Annotated in this window: 18 protein-coding genes; 11 read left to right on the top strand and 7 right to left on the bottom strand. The window is 32.3% G+C overall.

Annotated elements, in window-relative coordinates:
* From DG508_RS08900 to DG508_RS08875, 6 genes are all read left to right on the top strand, one after another.
* On the top strand, window positions 1-2,199 hold the full coding sequence (locus tag DG508_RS08900) for a PepSY domain-containing protein (protein WP_108867809.1): 2,199 nt from the start codon (window positions 1-3) through the stop codon (window positions 2,197-2,199).
* A 246-nt stretch (window positions 2,200-2,445) separates the two neighbouring features.
* Complete coding sequence (locus DG508_RS08895) at window positions 2,446-3,855, top strand: nucleotidyltransferase domain-containing protein (protein WP_108867808.1); 1,410 nt, start codon at window positions 2,446-2,448, stop codon at window positions 3,853-3,855.
* A gap of 1 nt (window position 3,856) precedes the next feature.
* On the top strand, window positions 3,857-4,888 hold the full coding sequence (locus tag DG508_RS08890) for a phosphoribosylaminoimidazolesuccinocarboxamide synthase (protein WP_108867807.1): 1,032 nt from the start codon (window positions 3,857-3,859) through the stop codon (window positions 4,886-4,888).
* Window positions 4,889-4,900: 12 nt separating this feature from the next.
* Window positions 4,901-5,209, top strand: a complete 309-nt coding sequence (locus DG508_RS08885) for an AbrB/MazE/SpoVT family DNA-binding domain-containing protein (RefSeq protein ID WP_103863626.1) — start codon at window positions 4,901-4,903, stop codon at window positions 5,207-5,209.
* A 183-nt stretch (window positions 5,210-5,392) separates the two neighbouring features.
* Entirely contained in the window at window positions 5,393-5,935 is a 543-nt protein-coding gene (locus tag DG508_RS08880; RefSeq protein WP_103863627.1) for an AAA family ATPase, read from the top strand.
* Window positions 5,925-6,569: a type 2 periplasmic-binding domain-containing protein gene (locus DG508_RS08875; RefSeq protein ID WP_108867806.1), complete on the top strand. Its 645-nt coding sequence runs from the start codon at window positions 5,925-5,927 to the stop codon at window positions 6,567-6,569. Before DG508_RS08880 ends, DG508_RS08875 begins: the two co-directional genes overlap by 11 nt.
* A gap of 82 nt (window positions 6,570-6,651) precedes the next feature.
* Here the strand turns inward: DG508_RS08875 and DG508_RS08870 are convergent, their stop codons facing one another.
* Together DG508_RS08870 and DG508_RS08865 are read right to left on the bottom strand one after the other, a co-directional pair.
* The gene (locus tag DG508_RS08870; protein WP_108867805.1) at window positions 6,652-7,368 is read right to left on the bottom strand and encodes a 3-ketoacyl-ACP reductase; all 717 of its coding nucleotides are present in this window, start codon (window positions 7,366-7,368) and stop codon (window positions 6,652-6,654) included.
* A 375-nt stretch (window positions 7,369-7,743) separates the two neighbouring features.
* Window positions 7,744-9,042 carry a hypothetical protein gene (locus DG508_RS08865; RefSeq protein ID WP_108867804.1) on the bottom strand — a complete coding sequence of 433 codons (1,299 nt, stop codon included), beginning with the start codon at window positions 9,040-9,042 and terminating at the stop codon, window positions 7,744-7,746.
* A gap of 597 nt (window positions 9,043-9,639) precedes the next feature.
* Between DG508_RS08865 and DG508_RS08860 the strand changes: the two genes are divergently transcribed.
* The 5 genes from DG508_RS08860 to DG508_RS08840 all read left to right on the top strand — a co-directional run bounded on the left by DG508_RS08860 (window position 9,640) and on the right by DG508_RS08840 (window position 15,339).
* Window positions 9,640-11,211 (top strand): T9SS type A sorting domain-containing protein, encoded by a 1,572-nt coding sequence (locus DG508_RS08860; protein ID WP_108867803.1) that lies wholly within the window; start codon window positions 9,640-9,642, stop codon window positions 11,209-11,211.
* A 24-nt stretch (window positions 11,212-11,235) separates the two neighbouring features.
* A complete protein-coding gene (locus tag DG508_RS08855) occupies window positions 11,236-13,686 on the top strand; it encodes a hypothetical protein (protein WP_159090774.1) in 2,451 nt (816 codons plus the stop codon).
* Window positions 13,686-14,162, top strand: a complete 477-nt coding sequence (locus tag DG508_RS08850; RefSeq protein WP_108867801.1) for a hypothetical protein — start codon at window positions 13,686-13,688, stop codon at window positions 14,160-14,162. Before DG508_RS08855 ends, DG508_RS08850 begins: the two co-directional genes overlap by 1 nt.
* A 146-nt stretch (window positions 14,163-14,308) precedes the next feature.
* On the top strand, window positions 14,309-14,818 hold the full coding sequence (locus DG508_RS08845; RefSeq protein WP_108867800.1) for a hypothetical protein: 510 nt from the start codon (window positions 14,309-14,311) through the stop codon (window positions 14,816-14,818).
* 2 nt (window positions 14,819-14,820) lie between these two features.
* A complete protein-coding gene (locus DG508_RS08840) occupies window positions 14,821-15,339 on the top strand; it encodes a hypothetical protein (RefSeq protein WP_108867799.1) in 519 nt (172 codons plus the stop codon).
* A gap of 391 nt (window positions 15,340-15,730) precedes the next feature.
* Here DG508_RS08840 and DG508_RS08835 read toward each other — a convergent pair whose 3' ends face one another.
* The 5 genes from DG508_RS08835 to rbsK all read right to left on the bottom strand — a co-directional run bounded on the left by DG508_RS08835 (window position 15,731) and on the right by rbsK (window position 21,135).
* Complete coding sequence (locus tag DG508_RS08835; protein ID WP_108867798.1) at window positions 15,731-16,108, bottom strand: LacI family DNA-binding transcriptional regulator; 378 nt, start codon at window positions 16,106-16,108, stop codon at window positions 15,731-15,733.
* Window positions 16,109-16,226: 118 nt separating this feature from the next.
* The gene (locus DG508_RS08830; RefSeq protein WP_108867797.1) at window positions 16,227-17,459 is read right to left on the bottom strand and encodes a nucleoside permease; all 1,233 of its coding nucleotides are present in this window, start codon (window positions 17,457-17,459) and stop codon (window positions 16,227-16,229) included.
* 190 nt (window positions 17,460-17,649) lie between these two features.
* Window positions 17,650-18,582: a nucleoside hydrolase gene (locus DG508_RS08825; RefSeq protein ID WP_159090773.1), complete on the bottom strand. Its 933-nt coding sequence runs from the start codon at window positions 18,580-18,582 to the stop codon at window positions 17,650-17,652.
* A 13-nt stretch (window positions 18,583-18,595) separates the two neighbouring features.
* Complete coding sequence (locus DG508_RS08820; protein WP_159090772.1) at window positions 18,596-20,155, bottom strand: amidohydrolase family protein; 1,560 nt, start codon at window positions 20,153-20,155, stop codon at window positions 18,596-18,598.
* A gap of 74 nt (window positions 20,156-20,229) precedes the next feature.
* The gene (rbsK, locus tag DG508_RS08815; protein WP_108867794.1) at window positions 20,230-21,135 is read right to left on the bottom strand and encodes a ribokinase; all 906 of its coding nucleotides are present in this window, start codon (window positions 21,133-21,135) and stop codon (window positions 20,230-20,232) included.
* Window positions 21,136-21,285 lie beyond the last annotated feature (150 nt).

Genomic DNA, 21,285 nt, shown 5'->3' with positions numbered 1-21,285 from the left:
ATGACAATTTCAATCTGGAGATATAGTCACCTTGCACTGGCTATATCTTCTTTTATTTTTTTATTACTAGTTTCTATCACAGGAGGCATTCTAGCATTAGAACCTATACTAGAGAAAAGCAATCCTTACAGTGTTAAAAACGCTTCACAACTTACTATTGCCCAAACCATAAATATTGTAAAAAAGAACTACGATGAAGTTATTAGTATAAAAAGAGATAAAAATGGATTTATTCTCTTAGAAGCCTCTACTACATCTGGTAATAATACATTTTACATAAACCCTTTTACTGGTAAAAAAATTGGGGATGTTATCAAGCAAAAATCTATTTTTAAATTTATGACCAATCTACATCGGTCCTTATTTTTAAAATCATTAGGTAGAATTTTTATTGGTATCACTGCTTTTTTACTATTCCTTATTGCTATATCAGGAGTTTTTCTGATTATAAAACGACAAAACGGAATTAAAAAATTTCTTTCTAAAGTCATAAAAGAAAGTGCGTCTCAATATTTTCATATTATTTTTGGGCGACTAACTCTTATCCCGATCATTATTCTATCGCTTACGGGAGCGTATTTATCTCTCTTACGATTTGAGATTATCCCAAATAAAAAAATAGAACTTGTAACAGACCAATATAGTTCTACTAATGACAAAAAAATTCAACCCATACACTTCCCTGTTTTTAAAAATATCTCTCTATCAGAAGTAAGAGAACTTACTTTTCCGTTTTTTGAAGATGAAGAAGAGTATTACCATCTTAAACTAAAAGATAAGGAAGCTTACATTCATCAATTTACAGGAGCTATCGTAAGCGAACAGAAATACCCTTTCTCTGCATTATTATCTAACTTGAGTCTCAATTTACACACAGGAAAAGGCAGTATCATCTGGTCTCTTATCATAGGCATATCTACCCTATGTATTCCCTACTTTATATACTCTGGTTTTGTTATGACCCTCAAACGAAGAAAGAAAAGTAAGGTTCTCAAAAACAGCTTTCACAAAGACAAAGCAGAGTATATCATTCTAGTAGGTTCAGAAACAGGAAACACCTTTGAGCTCGCCAGACTTTTTTATAACGCATTAATTGATTTGGGTAAAACAGTTTTTATCACAGAATTAAATGCTTATACCTCTTATAAAAAAGCAGAACACATAATTATTTTTACAGCCACTTATGGTAAAGGAGAACCTCCTGCAAATGCCAAAAAATTTAAACGTTCTTTTGCCAAAATCACCCCTATAAAAGAAATACATTTTTCTGTAGTCGGCTTGGGTTCTTTGGCATATCCAGATTTTTGCAAGTATGCTATTGATGTAGATCATATGCTACAATCGCACCCCAAGTTCATACCTGTAACTGGTATTCATAAAATAAACAATCAATCTTTTGAAGCCTTTAAAACCTGGTCTTCAAAATGGAGTAAAAATACTGGATTACCTATTCAGGTATCTCCTCCAAAAAGAAATATAGACACCAAAAAACATCAACAGTTTTTGGTTGTCGAGAGGTCTTCGTTAAATACCGATGATACATTTTTACTTCGATTACGACCAGAGAAAAAAACACAATTTACTTCTGGAGATTTATTAGCTTTTTATCCCAAAAGTGACTCTATAGAACGCTTATATTCTATTGGTAAAGTAGATGGAGATATCTTATTAAGTATCAAAAAACACAAATACGGTATTTGTTCTACCTATTTTAGCCAACTTATTGAGAATGATACAATCACTGCATTAATACGACCAAATCCTCATTTTAATGTGCCAAAACGTACTAAAGAGATGGTAATGATCGCAAACGGAACTGGAATTGCCCCCTTTCTAGGTATGATCAATGAAAATTATAACAATGCACAGGCAACTCTTTTTTGGGGAGGAAGAAATGAAGAATCAAAAACATTATACAATCCTATCATACAAGAAGGTCTTGACAATAGAACATTACATTCATTTTTCCCTGCATACTCCAGAGTACATCAAGAAAAAATCTATGTCCAGCATATTGTTGAAAAAAATGCGCCACTTATCGCAAGTACACTTCATAAGAAAGGAATTGTATTTATTTGTGGATCTATTATTATGCAAAAAGATGTGCTTTATGTAATAGACCAAATTTGTTTGCAAATAAATGGCAAACCTCTAAGTTATTATCAGAATAAAGGGCAACTCAAAATGGATTGTTATTAACTCTATTTTTTTCTATGTAGTATATTTTATTTAAAAGTTACTCTATACTATTTTTATAATATATCACCTGTACTAGTTTTTCTACCTCTTATTACCCCTAGCCAAAACATTGTGCAATTCACTTTAAAACAAGTGTTTAACCTCAAAAAATTGGAGGTAACACCCCCTCTCTACAACACTATTATTTAGTATCTTCATATATTCCCAATTGCGCTATATTTTTATTTACCAATTTAACAGATAAACGTGTTTTTTTATCCAGATCAAAATATAGATATTTTAAGCATTTCGGGTATTCCCTATGTCGGGCATCAGTTAATTTATATGCCTCCAAACTGGAAAAACACGACTCCTACTCCATACACAATCTTTATTATGGATGAAGAGCTTACACCTAATCAATACGAAGCATTTTTTAAACAAATTGTATTATTAGAAGCTCCCAACCCTAGAGTATTCACTCCTAGGGTATTGGAATATGCTTCTTTGTTTCATCCTTGCTTTTTTGAAGCTTTGATAAATAGTAGTAAAGAAGCAATAACCCCATTAAATGATTTTATTTCAACATTAAAAAGAAGAGAAATAACAATTCCGTTTTCTTCATCTATCACTATTTCTAATGGGTTACATTGGTTACAATCGATGGTTTTTTTATCTGGAGTTACACTTAGTGCTGCAATTATACAAAACAGATGGTCCTCTGGGACTATAGAGAGTAAGCTCAATCGTTTATGGCAAGCCAGTTGTACCATCGAGATGACTAGTAGCAAAGGTATCACCAAACAAGAGATCAGAGATTTTATTCTGAAAATGGTTCCTTATTTATCCAAAAACCCACTTTTAGTATTAAAAAAACTAAAGCTTTTTTACTCAAAACTACTTACAGAGCTGGTCAAGGACATTCCATCAGAACAAAAAATAATGAAAATTCCTAAGTTAACCATTGCTCAAAAAGAACGTTTTGGTTTTATTACTGATCTCAAAAAACTGCTAGATACAAACCTAGAAGCTGTTATCTTATATGGTTCTGCTACCAATAGTGAACAATTTTCTGATTATGATCTTATTGTTGTTGTAAAAAATATAGAAGATGCCCTCGAAATATTACAAGGTAAATCACCTTTGTATAATGGTATAGAATTAAACATTAGTGTATTTGACACCAATGATTTCTGGGCCTATCAACTAGCATCAGGAGATAACTTATACGACCATGGTATATGCTTATACGGTAATATTGTGGTTCCTCATAAAAACACCAATGATCTACTGCTACGCAATCTGAGTTTTGGTTTTATACGATTCAGGCAACTTATGGGCATGGGGTCTTATGTGCAACATATAACTAGTGAAGATGATGACAAAAGAAATTTACTAGACTATTTTATAAAAATACCGCTAAACATTTGCAAGGGTATCGAAGGCTGTGTAGGAGCTGTAAGCACCAATGAAGATATAAAAAAATGGGCAGAAGAAACCTTGGCTTTTGATGTGCAAATGCTGAAAAAAATATCCAGACAAGGAAATCATACCAAAGCAATTGCTAAATCAACTTGGGCTGCACAAGAGGTATTGCATTACTATGATCAAAAACTCAACATAACAAAACAAAAGAAACAACCAACAGAAAATAAACACCTTATAAAAATTCATTAAAATGATCGTTACAGACAATCAAGTATTAAAAGTAAACCTTATTCAAGAGAATTTTCCAAAAGAACTGCTTATATGCGTCAAAGAAAGACTATTAGAATTGGATATAGAAGCCGATATTGTTGCTGATCAAAGTGAAGCTACCAACTCTAAAACTGTAGTATTTGATTTTCAAGAATCGCAAAAATCTCAACAATTATCGGTCGATGATTGCATTGAACAAATTATTCAGAAAATACCTTTTGATTTTGATGAGCTTCCTCTATTGATTGAAGGAGAAAGTAAGATTGTTAAGTTATTAAATTCTAAAATCGTTGTAGAGCAGTTTAAACCTACAGTATACTCTTATACACATAACCGTTACGGAATTGTTGAAAAAACAGATGACCTAAGAGTCAAGTTTACTTCAGAAGTGTTCAGGAGGATGAGAAAAAATGCCACCGAAACTGGAAAAGAATTAAAAAACGCATTTCTTGCTTGTATAGAGCATCCCCAAGGATTGTTATTGGTTCAACAACGGGTTAATACCAGTAATCTAGAAGTACGCGTAAAACGATACCACGTTGGATCTCCTGTACATAGATATCGGTATACAGAACAATATCACACCCTACAAAAAGGGCATAGCCCTTTAAAAAAATGGAGTCGCTTTGATCGTCCTATCGTTTGCTTTGATTGGAGAAACCCTTTGACCGATGAGAATGATGTGCGATTAGCCGATGAACCTATCTCTGATGATTATGCATCTATCTGGATAAAAGATGTAGCAAAAGCCAAGAAACTAGCTTCAGAAACTTTTGAATGGTTAGAATCTCTATTTGCAAAATCAAATTTGGTACTAGTAGATATCTGCTTCTTTATTGATGAAGATGGAACTTCTGTATTTGGAGAAATCAGCCCTGATTGTATGCGCGTAAGATCAGGAATACATCCCGATGATACCAGTTACGATAAAGACTTATGGCGAAAAGGAGAAAAAGAAAGTACCGTAGCTCAAAAATATGAAGAGCTATATCAATTAATATTTAACAATTAAATTTTCTTAATTATGGACTTAAAAGTAAAAAACAAACGTATGAAAATGTCTCCCAATGGGGTCATCACACTTCCTGTTTCTGCAAGAAAAGCACTAGGAATGAAAATTAATGAAGGTTCTGAAGTAAGTGTAAAAGTAGAAAAAAACAAAGTGATCCTTTCTGGAAAAGCTGGAAAAGGAGATAAAACTTGGCGTATCTCTAAAAAAGGAATAATGGAACTAAAAGAAGAAGCCAAAGCTCTTTTAGAAAAAAGTAAAGGAAGGCATTATTGGCTCGAACTTGATGATAAGAAAAAACAAGCTAGTCTATCTATCTATTAATCTAAGTTTGATATGATATTGTTTGATAATCAAGTCAGTTGTATATAATTTAATATCCTATTCTTTACAGGGGCATATTGTACGATCATTTTTTATAAACACCTACCCTCATCATTCTTATAAAAATGAGGGCTAGAAGACTAATCTCTCAATATTCATGTAGAACGAACATACTATTCTACTATGAAAAAAATGTTAACATATCCAATTATAGCTTTGGATGGGCACGATGGAGTTGGAAAAACGACACTAGCAAAAAGATTAGCAGAAACAAATTGTGGAATTTATGTTCGGCCATTTGGAGGCAGTACAGGAATAAAATTAATCCAAGCTGCCGAAGCAAAATCCTATGAAAAAGTTATAGAAATAGGCAAAAATGCCATCGAAAAAGAAACAGAATCTGAACACGCTAAGCCTTTGATTTTTGATAGGCATTGGATAACGGTTTTATCACTTCTGCCGAAACAATACTGGAAATGCTGGCCCAAACCAGTACATACATTTCTTTGTTCGGCAGATTTGGAGACCATTAAAAGTAGAATCGCACCAAGAAAAGAAAAAAAATTTGATGACAACTATCATAGTCATTATTTACATACATACATTCAGATAGCAAAAGAATGTAATTGTGTTGTGATAGATACCGATCAATTATCTATCACACAAGCATGTAAAAACATTGAATCTTTGATAGGCCTAAAAAAAATTGAACCAAGTGAGAAATAACATACACCATCGTGAATTAGTTTTGGGATTTGGAAAAGGAAGAGGGTTAGACGAAATCAGTCGTTGTTTTACTTTCTATCAGACTCCTATGTTTAAAGATTTTATAAATTCTAAGATACCTTATTTCAAAGACACACAAAATAATCTTATCTGTATAAAAGTGCGTCACGCCGATCTAGAGTGGATGCTAAAAGAACAACATATTGATATTGCACTGGGCAGCTCTGTATGGTTTAACAACAACAGTCAAGCATATGAATCTTACCATCTAAATGACAAGACCAACAAACCTTGTCGATTATCTGTAATTGCAAAAAGGCCAATACAATACCATGACGGAATGAGGGTTGTGACCAAGTTCCCTAAACTAACACAAAATTTCTTTGCAAAAAAAGGATACATCGTTCAAGTTAAATATATGTCTGGATGCCACGAGAATGCATTGATGCTTGATTTTGCAGATGTCATTATAGATATTATTGAAACTGGAAATACTATAAAAAAATTGAATTTAATAGAGATCGAGACTATCAAAAATGTAAGCCATAAAATGTATATCAGGAGTCATTCTGATTATGAAAAAATTTATCCTTATTTATCTCGTACTATGACTCAAGAATTGGAAGAATTATAACCCTTTTGCACTAGTATAAAAAATGCGCTTATAGCGCATTTTTTATTATAATTTATCCAAGAGATTACACACTCTTTTTAATTTACGGATTTGTAGACCATAAAGAAGCATTTTTAAGCATTGCTCTTCTTGGTAATTGTAATGTAGCAACTACTAATTCTGCAAAATCTTCTGGTTGTAATACGCTTTCAGGATTTCCATCGGTGATTCCTAAATCCAATGACATATCAGATGCAATCGTACTAGGAGTCAATGTACATACTCTAATATTATTTTTACGCACCTCTTTCATTAATGATTCAGACATCCCGATAACTGCAAATTTTGATGCAGAATATGCAGAAGTATTTGGATTTCCATTTAATCCTGCGGTTGAAGAAACGTTGATAATATCTCCTTCATTTTTTTCTATCAGATAAGGTAACACTTCTTTGGTTACATAGTACATCCCTAATAGATTGGTTTGAATGATATTGGTCCATTGGCTTACCTCCATCTCATTAAACGATCCAAACGCAGCAATTCCTGCATTATTCACTAATATATCTACCGATCCAAGATCAGAAACTATATTTTTAATTCCTTTTTTTACTTCTTCATAATTACCTACATCAAAAACAGCATAGGTAGCATGTATTCCTAATGTTTTTAATTCTGATACTGTTTCTTGTAGTGTTTTTTCATTTCTTCCTGTTATAGCAATATCAGTTCCTTCTTTTGCAAATGCAATTGCAGTGGCTTTTCCTAATCCTCTACCGCCTCCAGTTATGATTACTTTTTTACCTTTTAATTTACTCATTTTAATGGGCTTTATTTTTTTAATAAAAATTAAGTTTAGTTAGTATGCTATCACTCATACTAATAAACTCATTTACACTTTCTTATTTTTAGCAAATCGAAAAAGTGTAAATGAGTTCAATACAATAAAAGCAATATCTTTTGTCTCTATAATCAGTAGATCATTTGATTGATTATAGAGACAAAAGATACTGCCAAATCAAAGGTATTTATTGGTATTGATGTATACAAGAGATGTTGAAAAATTAATACGAATATCACTTTTTTTTAGTAGTTTTTTAACGCTACTCCTTCTTTTGGTGATCGTACTACTTAAAACGTATTTCTACCTTGATAAACCTAACAAATCACTACCATCAACCCACTATTTATCTGTTTATAAATTGTCTTGCAACATTTTACTAGGAACTAGAATGTTTTTCCATTTTCTTGCTGTATTGTCTGGATCGGCAAGATCTTTCTTCATGGTTGCTAATACTTCTTCCCAATGCTTTTCTGCTGCTTTGGTAGCTCCATCTTTTGCCTCACCCCCTTTACTTTCTTGCCAAGGGCCATTTCTACTACCAAATTTCTCTCCTGTATGTTCGTCTATATAGGCATAATAATATTGTGTTACAGCATCATGACCTACAGGTACGGCATAAGAAAATCTTTTTACCACTATTTTGTTTTTTCTCTCCTCTTTTACTTCTCCCCATACTTCTAGCATTCTGGCAGACCATGTATTGGCTGCTCCTCTTACATCTGCTGGGGCATCAATACTAATTTTTTCTTGTAACATGGTTAAGTACATATTGACTCCTTGTAACAAAAGGACAAAGCCAGAAATACGATATTCAGTTGTTATCAGTTTGTTCAAGTCATCCAGCATAGGTTTCATCTGTGGCTCTAATAGCTCCTGTAGTTTTGCATTCTTAACTCTTTTTTTATTTTTCTGAGGCAAATAATGATCGTTTGACCAATCAGTAAGTGCGCTAAAATTAGCTTGAATGGTTCTTAAACCTTCTGCAATAAGTTCTTCTCTTACAATTGTTCGTACCATGCCATAAATCTCATCCCACGATGGTCCGCTACTGGACCCTGCTTGCCCCAATGCAAAAGATAACAGCTTAATCCCGTAATTTGCTGGGCCAGGAATCATTTCAGCAAAAACATCTAATACTGTTGTTACTGCTTTTATATCATCTCTTAGTACTACAGGCCTTTTTAACTTGGGAGTTTCTAAACTTGTATTTTTTACTACTCGGGAGGTAAGTTTTGGTTTGGTTACATCAAATTGCCAATCTCCTGCCAGAGCAAAATATTCTGCCAGATTCGTTTTACGAATCCAAATAACAGTCCCAGCAGGGCAACCTTTGGCTTCCTCTTTGATTATCGTCAAAATATCTTTTTCTACTTTTTCTTTTTCCTGTAAGGGAAAATAAAAATCTATATTGCTTTCTATACAACTTTTTCTATATCGTATTTCTTTTTGTAACTCTTCTCCCAATGTTTCGATTTCTGGTAATTCTTCAGTTGAGACTACTGGTGGTAGTTCTGAAAGTTTAGGAGAAAAATCAAAAGGAGCTTTCAAATCCCACTGCCCAAATCTGAATTTTAAATAGTTTTGAACCTGTGATGTATCAAATACAGAAGATACTCCTAGGACATAATTGTTTACGCCTGTTGTTTTCATAATGGTTTAGGTTTTAAGATTTAAAAAAACACCCCATACCAGAAAATTTCTAGTATGGGGTAATTTTTTGTTTTGGTATACCCTAAGTTAGTTTATTTTTTATTTAAAAAGTATTCTCTTTTTTCTTTTTTCAAAAAACAAGGATAAATACCTATACTTATATTCCAAAAAATTGTGACAGATAATAATTCTCCAGTTAAATAGGTGTCATACTTATTCTCTTATCCCTAAAAACATATCTATTAACTCTTAATTATGTTTTTTTTATAAAAATTTAACACCATCAATATTTCAAGTTTCACATAATGAAACTCTTACGCAGTAATATTGCAAGTAGAATATCATTTTTTATAACCTAATACCATATCAATAATGAAATCAAAACAATATCACACTTATCAAAGTTGAAATCCTACTCTGAATAGAAGTATATAAAAATCAGTATTCTAGACACTACATTTTTTTGCTTCTTTTTTGAAAAATAAAAGGGATGCTCTCTTGACCGACCTATATCCTGAATTGAACATGATCATTTGGGAATGATATAACTGAATACCAAAACAGTACATTAATAGTACTCTTAAAAAAACAAAAACAATGAGCAAATCATTTATATTGGGCATATTATGCCTTGTCTTACTATTTGTGCATCAAAGTTATGCACAGGGAATCACAACATTTACCTGTGATCAAAAAGCAGAAGAGCTTTTAAAATTTAAAAACGATTTCAAAAACTATCCTCCTCAGTTAATTGATGAGATGATGGAATTTATAGCTCCGTGTGCAGTAAATTATAAAGAAAATTTATCAGCTGCATATGCAAAAGCATTATTACATTTTGAGAAAAAAGATTATGGTATCATAGGAGGAATCAATTATGAGTTATCTAGGTATTATCTTAAACAGTTGGCGGATATCAACTATGCACCAGCCATGTATACACATTCTTTAAATCTTGTAGAGGGTAATTACATTCAGTTTCCTGGAAGAAAACTAAGACACGCAGAAGATTATTTAAAGAAACTAACCAATCAATCTTCTTATAAAAAAGATGTCGTAAATTATCTATTAGGATATATTGCCCTTAAAAATCAAGGACTTGGAGAAGAAATTGTTTCTATTTATTCTCTTAGACGAGCAAAAAGACTTTTTGAAGCAAGCAAACTTCCTATGGCAAAACATTGGTTGGCGGTTATGCACTATTTTGGATATGGGACTCCACAAAACAAAACAAAAGCGTTGCAAATGCTATCAGAAAATAACATACTGAATAGTCGCATCCTAAAACAACACTTACAATCCCAAAACAATGATTGGATACCTATTTCGGCAGAAGAACGTTTTGCTTGTATAGAAGGTTTTCCTAAGCCCAGTAGCATCAATACAGTAATTGGTAATACAAAAACAATTCTACATGGTAAATTCCTTGAGTTTAACACTTCTGCAATAGGAGTACTACGTTCTGTACCAATAACATTAGAAATAAACGTTACACAAGATTATGATAGCTATAAGCATATTGATTGTAAAGTAACTATAAATGGTGTTACTACTACAGCAATAGGTAAAATATTTAATGCATCTTATGCAGGAGGAACTACGATGTCATTTACGCTGGGAACATCCTTAGAGCTACCATCGGTAAAAAGGTTATTAAAAGATCATCCTGATCATACTAAAACTACTTACAAAATTGGATCAATGAATTTGAACGAAATCATGATTGATAATAAACTAGCTCTGGTAGCCAAGGTTAATTCAACATCTAGTAAGGTTGTAGAATTAGATGAGGTAATGCGGGCTCCTTACAGGATGATTTTATATCCAGAAACACCGCTCTCAACTACTACAACATCGATTACCTCTTTGTCAAACAAAACTTTAAAAAACGCAATACCTAAAGTGCTAGATAAAAATTTTGCAACCATCTCCCCCAATCCTATAGGCAACGAGTTTAATATCACCTATACATTGGATCAGGTAGCAGAAGTACAGGTATCTGTATATGATTTCTTTGGTCAGCAACAAATAAGCTTGCCTAGCCAAAAATATACTAATGAGGGTACACAAACCATTACGGTAGATAGCAATAAACTACCCAGTGGAACCTATGTTATACAAATGATCGTAGATGGAATACCATATTCTAAAACTGTTGTAAAACTATAAACCAACCTATATATATTTATATAAATGAAAACAATATCAAAAATATTGATAATGGGTATGGTATACCTATTATCAACCACTATACAAGCGCAAATTGTTCAATACTCTGATGATGGTATACAAAGCTGTATTGATTGTGAAGAGAAAAGTAGTAGTACAGAAAGAGGTTGCTTATGTCTTGGTCCCTTTCATCTAGGCATGTTTAACAGTCAAATAGCCAATGTAAATCATCAAAAAGAAAAATGGTTATATGAACAAGAACTATTGATGGCAGCTGCAATAACTGGAATTAATTATTATGCAATGTACAATAGTGCGGCTGGAGTACCTGCAAATTATAATTTTAGCAATATACAACGGCAATATTTTAAAGAAGCAGAGACCAATACACTTGCATTAGAATATTTTACCAAAACAGATGATGTTCTTAAATCTGTAGAAAACTACGACAATGCCATTTTGCAGAGTTCTACGATTAACGCCAAACTACTAGATATTAGAAAACGTGAAGGCACAATAAACCCTATCTATGGAGATTTAAACTATAAAGGGAAGCTTCTTAAAAACATGAGTGATACAGAAGCAAACAATGCATTAAATGAACAATTGGGGATTAGAAATCATCAACGTTCTGCCATTACCGAATATGGCATACGCAACAGCCGTTTACAGAGAATGCTTAATGAGGGGTATATATCTAATACACTGGCAGGTTATCTAGTGGTACATTATGCCTCTTTAGGGTATGAAGATGCCATACGTTTTTTTACCAGATATATGATTTGGGTAAGTAGTAAAGATCCACAGATACCTTATATATCTTTTGGAACTCCAGAAAACATCTTTACTCTTAAACAAAAAGAGAACCAATATCTTCAAACACTTTTATATAGAACAGGGGGAAATACTCAACCTATGGATGGATATACTGCACCTGTATTTAATGATGTAACAGACGATGTGGCTTTATTTAATTATGCCCTTAATGATCAAAGCTCGACTTTTAGATCTTGGGTAGATAACAAGGATCAGGTAAGTGCAAAACTCAAAAAATATTATGAAAATAATACATACAATCAAGATGCTTTAACAGAATCGGCTAATCTGATCAATGCCAATATCAAGGGAGAACCTTTTGTTACAAAAGATAAGAATTATACTCATTTTCGGGGATATCCTATTGATGACCCCATACAGGGCTTATTAGATGATGTATATCAAAATCAATATCATAAAAACCTATTAAGAATATGGCATATTCAACCTACCCGTGTAGAAACTTCGGGGATGAGCGGTTTCTTTAATTTGGTAGAGACTATTGAAAGATCAGGAAACCTGCATGCAAATACAAAAGGCTCAATGATAAGACAAGCTTTTAAGGTATTGGACATTACCCCACAATGGTCTTCATATACCAATTCAGACTTGGCAGTATTATTTAATCTTTCTTCAAGTTCTATTTCTGTTAATGATGTTCATTGGGCGGATATTAATTACAATTTCGATATTGGTCGAATTATGTATGATCGGGGAATCAAAACAGCAGATTTTATACAAAGTGATCTTGCTTTTGAAGCTGCAATGGCAATCACAAGAAATGATACGCCAACAGCAGAACATTATCTTAGAGTATACGATTTAAAAAAAGCTTTGCAACTTAATGATGCACAAGAGCAGTGGTTGATTGCTAATAGACAACAAACTGATGCCTTAAATAATTTTTATAATTTAAATACCAACCAACAAGGCACGAATTTTGCAGTAGAAGCATTAAATACATGGATTAGTGGTGGTGAAGTGGATTTTGCAGATCGAGTTTTAAAAGATATAAGTTTTATTGGTACTAAAGCGGATTGTGTTTATGAAAAACTTTTATCAAGAAGTGGTAGTTTTAAAAAAATAATTAATGAATTCACTTCACAGAACCCTGTTTCTCTTGACTTAAAATTTGTTGTTGCTCCCATTCCTCCAAATGCTCAAGGTAATCTGCCTAATGCAACGACTAGTGAACCTAATAATAATGGATTAATAACAATAGTTGTGAATGAAACTAACTTAGCAAATCGAACGGAATTAGGTTTAGCGAGAACTTTATCTCATGAAGTAATTCATGCAGATATACATAGATTTTTTATAGATGTACTAAATTCTGGAATAAATTATAATGGCTTAACTACTCAAAGATTACAAGAATTAATTAGCTCTAACAGGTTTCCTGATTTTTTTGATGCTGTTGAAAGATATGGATTGAATTTTTATCAACATGAACTTATGGCAAGTAGATATGTTGGTGTAATAGCCGATCATATTAAGGCTTATGATAATTCTGCAAATAGTAATAATTTCTATATAGATTTTTCCTGGAGAGGATTGAAATTAACCGAGGCATGGAGAAAACTAGATAAGAATGAACGTGATAGGATAACTAGTGTTCAAGAAATGTACGAAATAACTGGAAATAAAAATTGTAACTAATGAAAAAGTATGTTCCCTTAATTTTTTTGTTTTTAAATTTGAGCTTTGTTTTTTCTCAAAACAAAAATAAACTTGATATCAAACAAGAAAGCAATGCAATCTATTTATTAATAGATAAAAACGATGAACTTGTTTTAATTGAAGAAAACAGATATGTTCTTTTGTTTTCTAATAAAGAAGGACTTAATCTTAAAAAAAAGAAAGATAGTATAAAGCAAGGATTAAAACCTTTTTATGATCTCAATAAAGAAGGAAATATCATTGTGAAAAATCAAACCAGTTTACCTTGGTTAGAGTTTGAACTAGCAACAATTTTTGATACTATTGATTATCAAGAATTAAAAAAATATAATGTAAAAAACAGGAAAGAGTTTTTAAAAAATCATGCTGGATTTAGTAAAAAGTATGCTATAAAAAAACAAAAAAACAATAGTAAATATAATATCTACCAAATCTATATTAACAACAAAGAATAATTTTGTCGTTGTGAGATAATGATAGATGTTTTAAAAATAATCTTTTAATTAAATTATGTAAGACCGTCTAAAATATATTATAGGCGGTCTTTTTTAATATCTGTCATAATAGACAAATCAAATTTTAAGACTTAAGATAGTTAATCATGAAAAATCATATAACAGTAATTCTTTTATGTTTTAATTTTGCCTATACATTTTCCCAAAAAGAAGAGAAAATGAATTTAAATAGTAATGATGCTATTTATCTACTAATTGATGAAAAGGATGAATTAGTTTTGATTGAAGGAAAACGAGAACTCTTTTTATTTGTAAATAAAAAAGGGCTTAATGTAAAGAAAAAGAAAGATAGTATTAGGCAAGGGCTTAGTCCTTTTTATGATACTGATAAACATGGAAAAGTATTAGTAAATGACAATCCACACTTACCTTGGATGCATATTAGTATGTCAAATATAGGAATAATAGATTCGATGAAGTTAATTAAGCATTTAGTAAAGAGCAGGGAAGAGTCTTTAGCAATGCACTCTAATTTTTCTAATAAATATGCTATTAAAAAACAAAAGAATAAAAATTGTTATGATGTTTATTCGCTTTATATATATGAAAGAATAGTTAATAACACAACTAATTTTAATCCAAATAATTGTAATTAATTATGAAAAGAACGATTATAATTTTATTGGTAGTAGTATTATTAGGTATTCATATTTCTAAAGGACAAGAAAGAGATTGTAGTAACACAAAAATTTACAATCTTGTTTTTCAAGAAATGCAGTTGTATAAGAAAAAGGCTGTTGAGATCAAAATTGGTTATGAGCCAAGTAAATTTGTTATTGAAAGTATTGGCATAATGGATATTTTTGATCCTACAGAAATGGAACAATTTAAGAGTCTGCCAGAAGATATAGATTACCTTTCTTGTACCAAGCTTAAAAGCCAAATAGAATTAATGTTAAGTGACGATCTTATAAGAGAAAATGGTAGTTATATAGTGCATTTCTTTTCTCAAATAATATCGCTCTCGGATTCTAAAAAATGTGTTTTAAATAAAACTGCTATTGGAAATAAAAATTATCAAGGTGGTAAAATTATTGGTCATGAAATAATTTATATTTTTAGTCTTATTGATGACAAATGGGTGTTAATAGACAAAAAAAGTGTAGGAATGAGTTAATCGCATAACATAAATAAATTTTAACCTAAAACCATGAATTTAAAATTTTCAATAATTTCTTTCATCATTCTTTATTCTGGTTTGTTTTTTTAGAAATCATACGTTCTATCTCAACCTTAATACAAATTATTATGTGATTAGCTATCTAGATATAAGTATCGTGGTTTTATTAATAATATTCTTAATTTTTATTGTAAAAAACATTTATAAAATCTCAAAAAAACTGTAAAACAAAACATAATGAAAAAGATATCAATCATAACGACTATATGTTTATCTATCTTATTATCAGGTCATATTTTTTCAGAGTACACCTTTGATTTTAATATTAAAGCCACCTCTTACGGGGCACTCATTTTTAGTTCAATTAATATTTTGGTCGGGGTTTTAATCATTCTCCCTTATCAGACAATAAGACAATGATTCCTGCAATATCAGACCCCATCATTTTTTTGGTTGATGGCAGTTCTGTATACATTTTTGGTGTTTGGCAACTTGTTTTATTTTTTAATAAGGGTATATTTTCTACTTCTTCTAAAAATGCCTGAATGCTACATTCTTCAATAGTAATTTCGATTACATTGGGAATATTATTCTTTAAGCTTTTTGCCAAAAAATTGGGTACATAATTATAAATTCTGGCTACCTCTCTGATTTTCTTTTTTGTCTTTTGACTGATATCTGAGTTATCATGTAGGGCTTTTGATATTGTAGAAATAGAAAAACCTGATAGTCTTGATATATCTTTGAGCGTGATTCTTTTTTTCATCTGTTTATTTTATTTGTTATTATGAGTCAGATGGAATTCGCCACTACTCATTTCGGTTGATATAGACCGAGTTCTTATGGCTTATTTCATAAACTTAATTTTTAACCCGCTTTCTGCATCATAGCTTTTCTTTTTGAGGTTCATGTTTGTATTTGAAAATCCAAACAAATAAGATTCCAATAATAAACGCATAGATTGAAAAAATAAACCATATTGTACTCCATTCTTTAACTCCATCCTGAGTATAATGATCAACGACCAACCCACTGATATACGCCCCTAGAATTGCTCCAAAACCATTGACCATCATCATAAACATACCTTGTGAGCTAGAACGCACCTCTTTGCTTGACGCTTTATCAACATACAATGAGCCAGAGATCACATAAAAATCAAACGCCATTCCGTAAATAATCATGGATAGTATCAAAAACAATAAACCTACCCCTTCGGGGCTTCCCAATCCTAAAAATCCAAATCTAAAAACCCATGCAAACATGCTTATCAGCACTACTGTTTTAATTCCGAATCTTTTTAAGAAATAGGGGATTGCTAGTATAAAAACTACTTCAGACACCTGTGACAAAGACATCAAGAAGACCGAATGTTTTACTACAAAAGAATCTTTGTAATGTATCTCAAAATCATTTAAAAAAGGAACTCCCCAGATATTGGTAATCTGTAATGCGGCACCTAATAATATCGAGAAAACAAAGAAAATTGCAAGGTTCTTGTTCTTAAACAATACAAAAGCATCCAACCCAAAACGTTGCATCAGGGTTTTTCCTTTGGTTTTGACAATTGGAATCACTGGTAATAAAAAGGCATACCCCCCTAACAAAGCAGATGCTACGCTTGCTAGATAAAATTGTTCTTTGCTGATTTTGTAACCTAATAAATCAACAGCCCAAGCAGCTATCACAAATCCAATAGTGCCCCAAACTCGTATTTTTGGAAATACTTTGACCGCATCATATCCCTTTTGCTCTAAATTATAATAAGAAATAGAATTATTGAGAGCTAGTGTAGGCATATACAATGAAGAGGCTAAAAATGTGAGAAGGTAAAATGAGTTGAAATCTGTAACGGTAGTCATCAAAAAAAAGACTCCTGCTAGTATAAGGTGACTAATTCCAAATAATTTTTCTGCAGACAACCATCGATCTGCTATGATCCCCATGATAGGTGGCATAAAAACAGATGCCAGCCCTAAAGTAGCATATACCGATCCTACTTGCACCCCTGTGAATTGTAAGGTGGCTACCATATATGCGCCTGCTGATAACAACCAGGCTCCCCAGGAAAAAAACTCCAAAAAATTGACTACGGTCAGTTTGGTTTTAATATTCATTCTCTACTAGTATTAGGTATTTTTTTATTGCTTTTGTTTATTAATATGCTGTAATCTCATTTCTTAATTTATAAAAAATAGCCTCCTCTTGTTATGCGCTAACATCTAGGCATAACACTACTATAAATTGTTATAAATCAATCAAAAAATTTTGGTTACAAACAGGAACCGTTTGATTAAAAAACGCTCGTTACGGTTGCAAAGACTGGTATAAAATTTCTAAAAAACGTTCTCTATCGGCTTCTAAAACTACTTCTGTATTGGGCGATTCGCCTGTAGCACCCGTATAATCCATCACCGATTGTCCTCTCGAATCATCATCATTGGTCAATATACTAACATGTGCTTTTTTTACTACAGTGGCTACATTTTTATCTAGAGCTACGGCCATAGCAATAGGGTCAGGCAAATCAAACCCTTTGATCAAAGAGTTATTAATCGCGTATTCATCCAACTTTTTTTGAATGTCTACTGTAAAATTGGCTAGACTAGTTCCTATCGCTTTTATTTTTGCAGCATCACTTTTATTAAAAACGGCATATTTTCTAGAAATATCCCATCCCACCATTTTTATAGGCATTCCTGATTCAAAAACTATTTTTGCGGCTTCGGGGTCTGCCCAGAAATTATACTCAGACACTGGAGTCACATTCCCTCTACCTTTACCAATACCGCCCATAATGATACATTCTTTGACTTTGCCTGCAATAGAAGGGTCAAGCAATAATGCTGTAGCAATATTGGTTAGCGGAGCAAGACATATTAAGGAAATCTCTCCTGGTTGTTGATTTATTTTTTCTACTAATACAGGAATTGCATGTTCTTTTTCTGGCTTATATCCTGATAATGCCAGCCCAATGTCTCCCATTCCATCTTTGCCGTGCACATGCTCTGCCGTCTTTAAAACTCTTAGCATGGGTTTATCTATTCCTGCGTACACAGGAATCTTCTTTTTACACAAATCGATGGTAAACATAGCATTTTGTACTCCCTGATTCAGGTTTACATTGCCTGCAACTACCGTAAAAGCTTGAATTTCTACACCAGGGTAATTCATTGCCATTATTAAAGCCACAGCATCATCAGAAGCAGTATCTGTATCAATAATAAATTTTCTTTTCATCTGAATTTGTTTTTTAATTACTATTTGTTTTCTCCAAAATGCCAATTTGTTCTTTTACAAAAACATTCCAATCAATGTCTAATTGAACAAGAGCAGCTTCTTTCTTTTCGGCTGTCAGTCCAGAATATGTAATAGAATTCTGTATCAACTTTTTTATTTCCTTGAGAGTAAGCTCCCAGGCCAAACAAGCCATTACAAAATCATAGCTTAATCCCTGATAGGCAAAAACTCCAGAATCATCATTATTTATAGAACATGGAATCCCATTTGCCAATAAAATTCTAGCTGGGTGATTTCTAAGGTCATTTGCATATCCTAATATCTGATTGCTAAGTGGGCACACTTCTATTAGAATATCTTTTTTCTTGACAAGTGACATTATTTCTGGGTAAAGTATCAGGTTGAGCCCATGACCTATTCGTTTGCTATCCAGCAAAACAGCATCTATCAGGTTTTGATTCTTTCTAGATTTACTCTCTCCTGCATGAAGAAACAGGGGCAGTTCTATTCCTAATTTTTGCTCTAATGAGTCGATTGTTTTCCAGTTTTTTTGATAATACAAAACACTATGTCCTTTATCTTCTTCAGACACAAGATCAAATCCACTGATTATATCGGGGTATTTTTGTTTTAAATAAAAAGCTTGTTGGATCTGCTTGTCTATGTTTTTGTTATCCAAAAATTTAAAACTGGTGTAAATAATACTTATACTGAATCTCTCATCTAGCATTTGTATTTCTTTGACTACTTCTTCTAAATCCAAAATCATGGTTTCTATAGGATATTCTACCGTAGTACTATCAAACAAATGATCAAATATCATTCGTATTTCTACATGGGTTATCTGGTCTTGTATCAACTCTACAAACGCTTGTTTGTAATAGGCTTTGAAAAAAGGACGATAATTCAATACCTGAGCAATCCTTTTAAAACGCTCTTCAAAGACTGTCCAATAATCCATCGTATCAGACAACTTTTTTCGTTTTAGCTGCATTAACTCATACAGCGTATCTCTAAAAGACGGGATTTGCTGAAGCTTTGCTTGTAAGGAAACAAACCCATCTGGTATATTGTCTTCTTTATAAATCCCTAACTGACCATATAAATAGGTGTCATTACTTTCTTTCTCATAAACATAACAATTTGATAGTTTCTCTGCATAGTCTATTACCCACTTAATATTTGTCATACCAATACTATGTGTATGCAACAATCCTCCTTTGGGCATTTTCTGAAACAGTGTATACAACATCGTAGTGTCTATCATATGCTGTACTGTATGAAATGGCTGGTTATAAAAAGACGTATTTGCATTTGATATACTGGTATTAAAAGTAGTTCTGTAAGAATCGATTATGCTATCTAGTTTTAATTCTTTATCAGATAAAGTTATCTCTGCAGCAAAAGCGCGAAGGCTGTCTTTGGCAATCAGTTCCTTTCTTTTCTCTGCATAGGATTGTTTTTTTTCTGTGGTAGTATTCACCATTGTATTTTCTGCCTGTTGACAGGATATTGCTATACATAATAATACTCCTATGGTGATATATACTATTGTCTGTTGTACTCTCTTCATTGTCATCTAAAATTTCTACTACATCCTTTTTCTGTTCTTGTATTCTGTATTCTTACTATCTTTTTTGAAACGCTTTATACCAAAATTTCATCTCTATAAGGGGCAGATGATTGCGCTCCCATTCTACTTACTCCAATAGAAGATGCAGAATTAGCAAAGGCTACTGCTTGTTTCCAATTTTTTTCTTCTGCTAATGCAACTAATAAAGCTCCATTAAAAATATCTCCTGCGCCTGTGGTATCCTTGACATCTACTTCCCGAATAGGAATCAGAAATTCTTCTTCTTTATTTTTGAAATATGCTCCTTTTTCTCCCAGCGTAATGATTACATTTTTAACTCCTTTTTGTAGCAATACATCGGCAGCTTTAGCAACCGATATTTGATCTACACATGCTATCCCTGTCAACATTTCTGCTTCGGTTTGATTGGGTGTAATTAAAAAAAGTTTTGAGTATAAGTTATCATCCAGAGGAACTGTAGGTGCAGGATTGAGCACTATTTTTTTATTCATATGATATGCTGTTTCTATAGCATATTTTACAGTTTCATAAGGTATTTCTAACTGCATTAAAATATAAGAAGCTTCTTTGATTGCTTTTTGGCAATCCTCTATATCACTAGGCAATAACATATTGTTTGCTCCTGGATTTACTACAATACAATTTTGTCCTTCTTGATTTACCAAAATGACCGCCGTACCTGAGGATACTTCCATATCTTGTAGTATGTAATCAGTACGTATATTATCTACAGAAAAGTTTTGACTGGCATTATTGCCAAAGGCATCGTTACCTACTTTTGTAATAAAATAAACATCTCCTCCTAATCTTGCTGCTGCGACTGCCTGATTTGCACCTTTTCCTCCAGAAAACATCTCTAGCTTTTTGGCGGTAATGGTTTCTCCTGGATTAGGAAAACGTGTGGTCTGAAGTACCATATCGTGATTATAACTTCCTATTACAGTTATAATTTTTTTCATCTTTACTGTTTTTCTATTTATATAAACTCTATTACATCAATAAGGTCTTTGCTTTATTTTTTTGAATGTGGCTAACTCATAGGCAAAGACCTTGTATTATTAGTTATTGTTTTTGAATTACTTCTTTTAAAAAAAAGGAAGACATGTATT

The organism is Aquimarina aquimarini, assembly GCF_900299535.1.
In the GTDB taxonomy this organism is placed as follows: domain Bacteria; phylum Bacteroidota; class Bacteroidia; order Flavobacteriales; family Flavobacteriaceae; genus Aquimarina; species Aquimarina aquimarini.
The sequence above is the reverse complement of the archived record's forward strand: the minus strand, read 5'-3'. Positions and strand labels throughout refer to the sequence as shown.

Bases quoted from the DNA above. Each gene is read 5' to 3' on its own strand.
- DG508_RS08900 (WP_108867809.1), top strand. From the start codon at position 1: ATGACAATTTCAATCTGGAGATATAGTCACCTTGCACTGGCTATATCT.
- DG508_RS08890 (WP_108867807.1), top strand. From the start codon at position 3,857: ATGATCGTTACAGACAATCAAGTATTAAAAGTAAACCTTATTCAAGAG.
- DG508_RS08885 (WP_103863626.1), top strand. From the start codon at position 4,901: ATGGACTTAAAAGTAAAAAACAAACGTATGAAAATGTCTCCCAATGGG.
- DG508_RS08880 (WP_103863627.1), top strand. From the start codon at position 5,393: ATGAAAAAAATGTTAACATATCCAATTATAGCTTTGGATGGGCACGAT.
- DG508_RS08870 (WP_108867805.1), bottom strand. From the start codon at position 7,368: ATGAGTAAATTAAAAGGTAAAAAAGTAATCATAACTGGAGGCGGTAGA.
- DG508_RS08865 (WP_108867804.1), bottom strand. From the start codon at position 9,042: ATGAAAACAACAGGCGTAAACAATTATGTCCTAGGAGTATCTTCTGTA.
- DG508_RS08860 (WP_108867803.1), top strand. From the start codon at position 9,640: ATGAGCAAATCATTTATATTGGGCATATTATGCCTTGTCTTACTATTT.
- DG508_RS08855 (WP_159090774.1), top strand. From the start codon at position 11,236: ATGAAAACAATATCAAAAATATTGATAATGGGTATGGTATACCTATTA.
- DG508_RS08850 (WP_108867801.1), top strand. From the start codon at position 13,686: ATGAAAAAGTATGTTCCCTTAATTTTTTTGTTTTTAAATTTGAGCTTT.
- DG508_RS08845 (WP_108867800.1), top strand. From the start codon at position 14,309: ATGAAAAATCATATAACAGTAATTCTTTTATGTTTTAATTTTGCCTAT.
- DG508_RS08840 (WP_108867799.1), top strand. From the start codon at position 14,821: ATGAAAAGAACGATTATAATTTTATTGGTAGTAGTATTATTAGGTATT.
- DG508_RS08835 (WP_108867798.1), bottom strand. From the start codon at position 16,108: ATGAAAAAAAGAATCACGCTCAAAGATATATCAAGACTATCAGGTTTT.
- DG508_RS08830 (WP_108867797.1), bottom strand. From the start codon at position 17,459: ATGAATATTAAAACCAAACTGACCGTAGTCAATTTTTTGGAGTTTTTT.
- DG508_RS08825 (WP_159090773.1), bottom strand. From the start codon at position 18,582: ATGAAAAGAAAATTTATTATTGATACAGATACTGCTTCTGATGATGCT.
- DG508_RS08820 (WP_159090772.1), bottom strand. From the start codon at position 20,155: ATGAAGAGAGTACAACAGACAATAGTATATATCACCATAGGAGTATTA.
- rbsK (WP_108867794.1), bottom strand. From the start codon at position 21,135: ATGAAAAAAATTATAACTGTAATAGGAAGTTATAATCACGATATGGTA.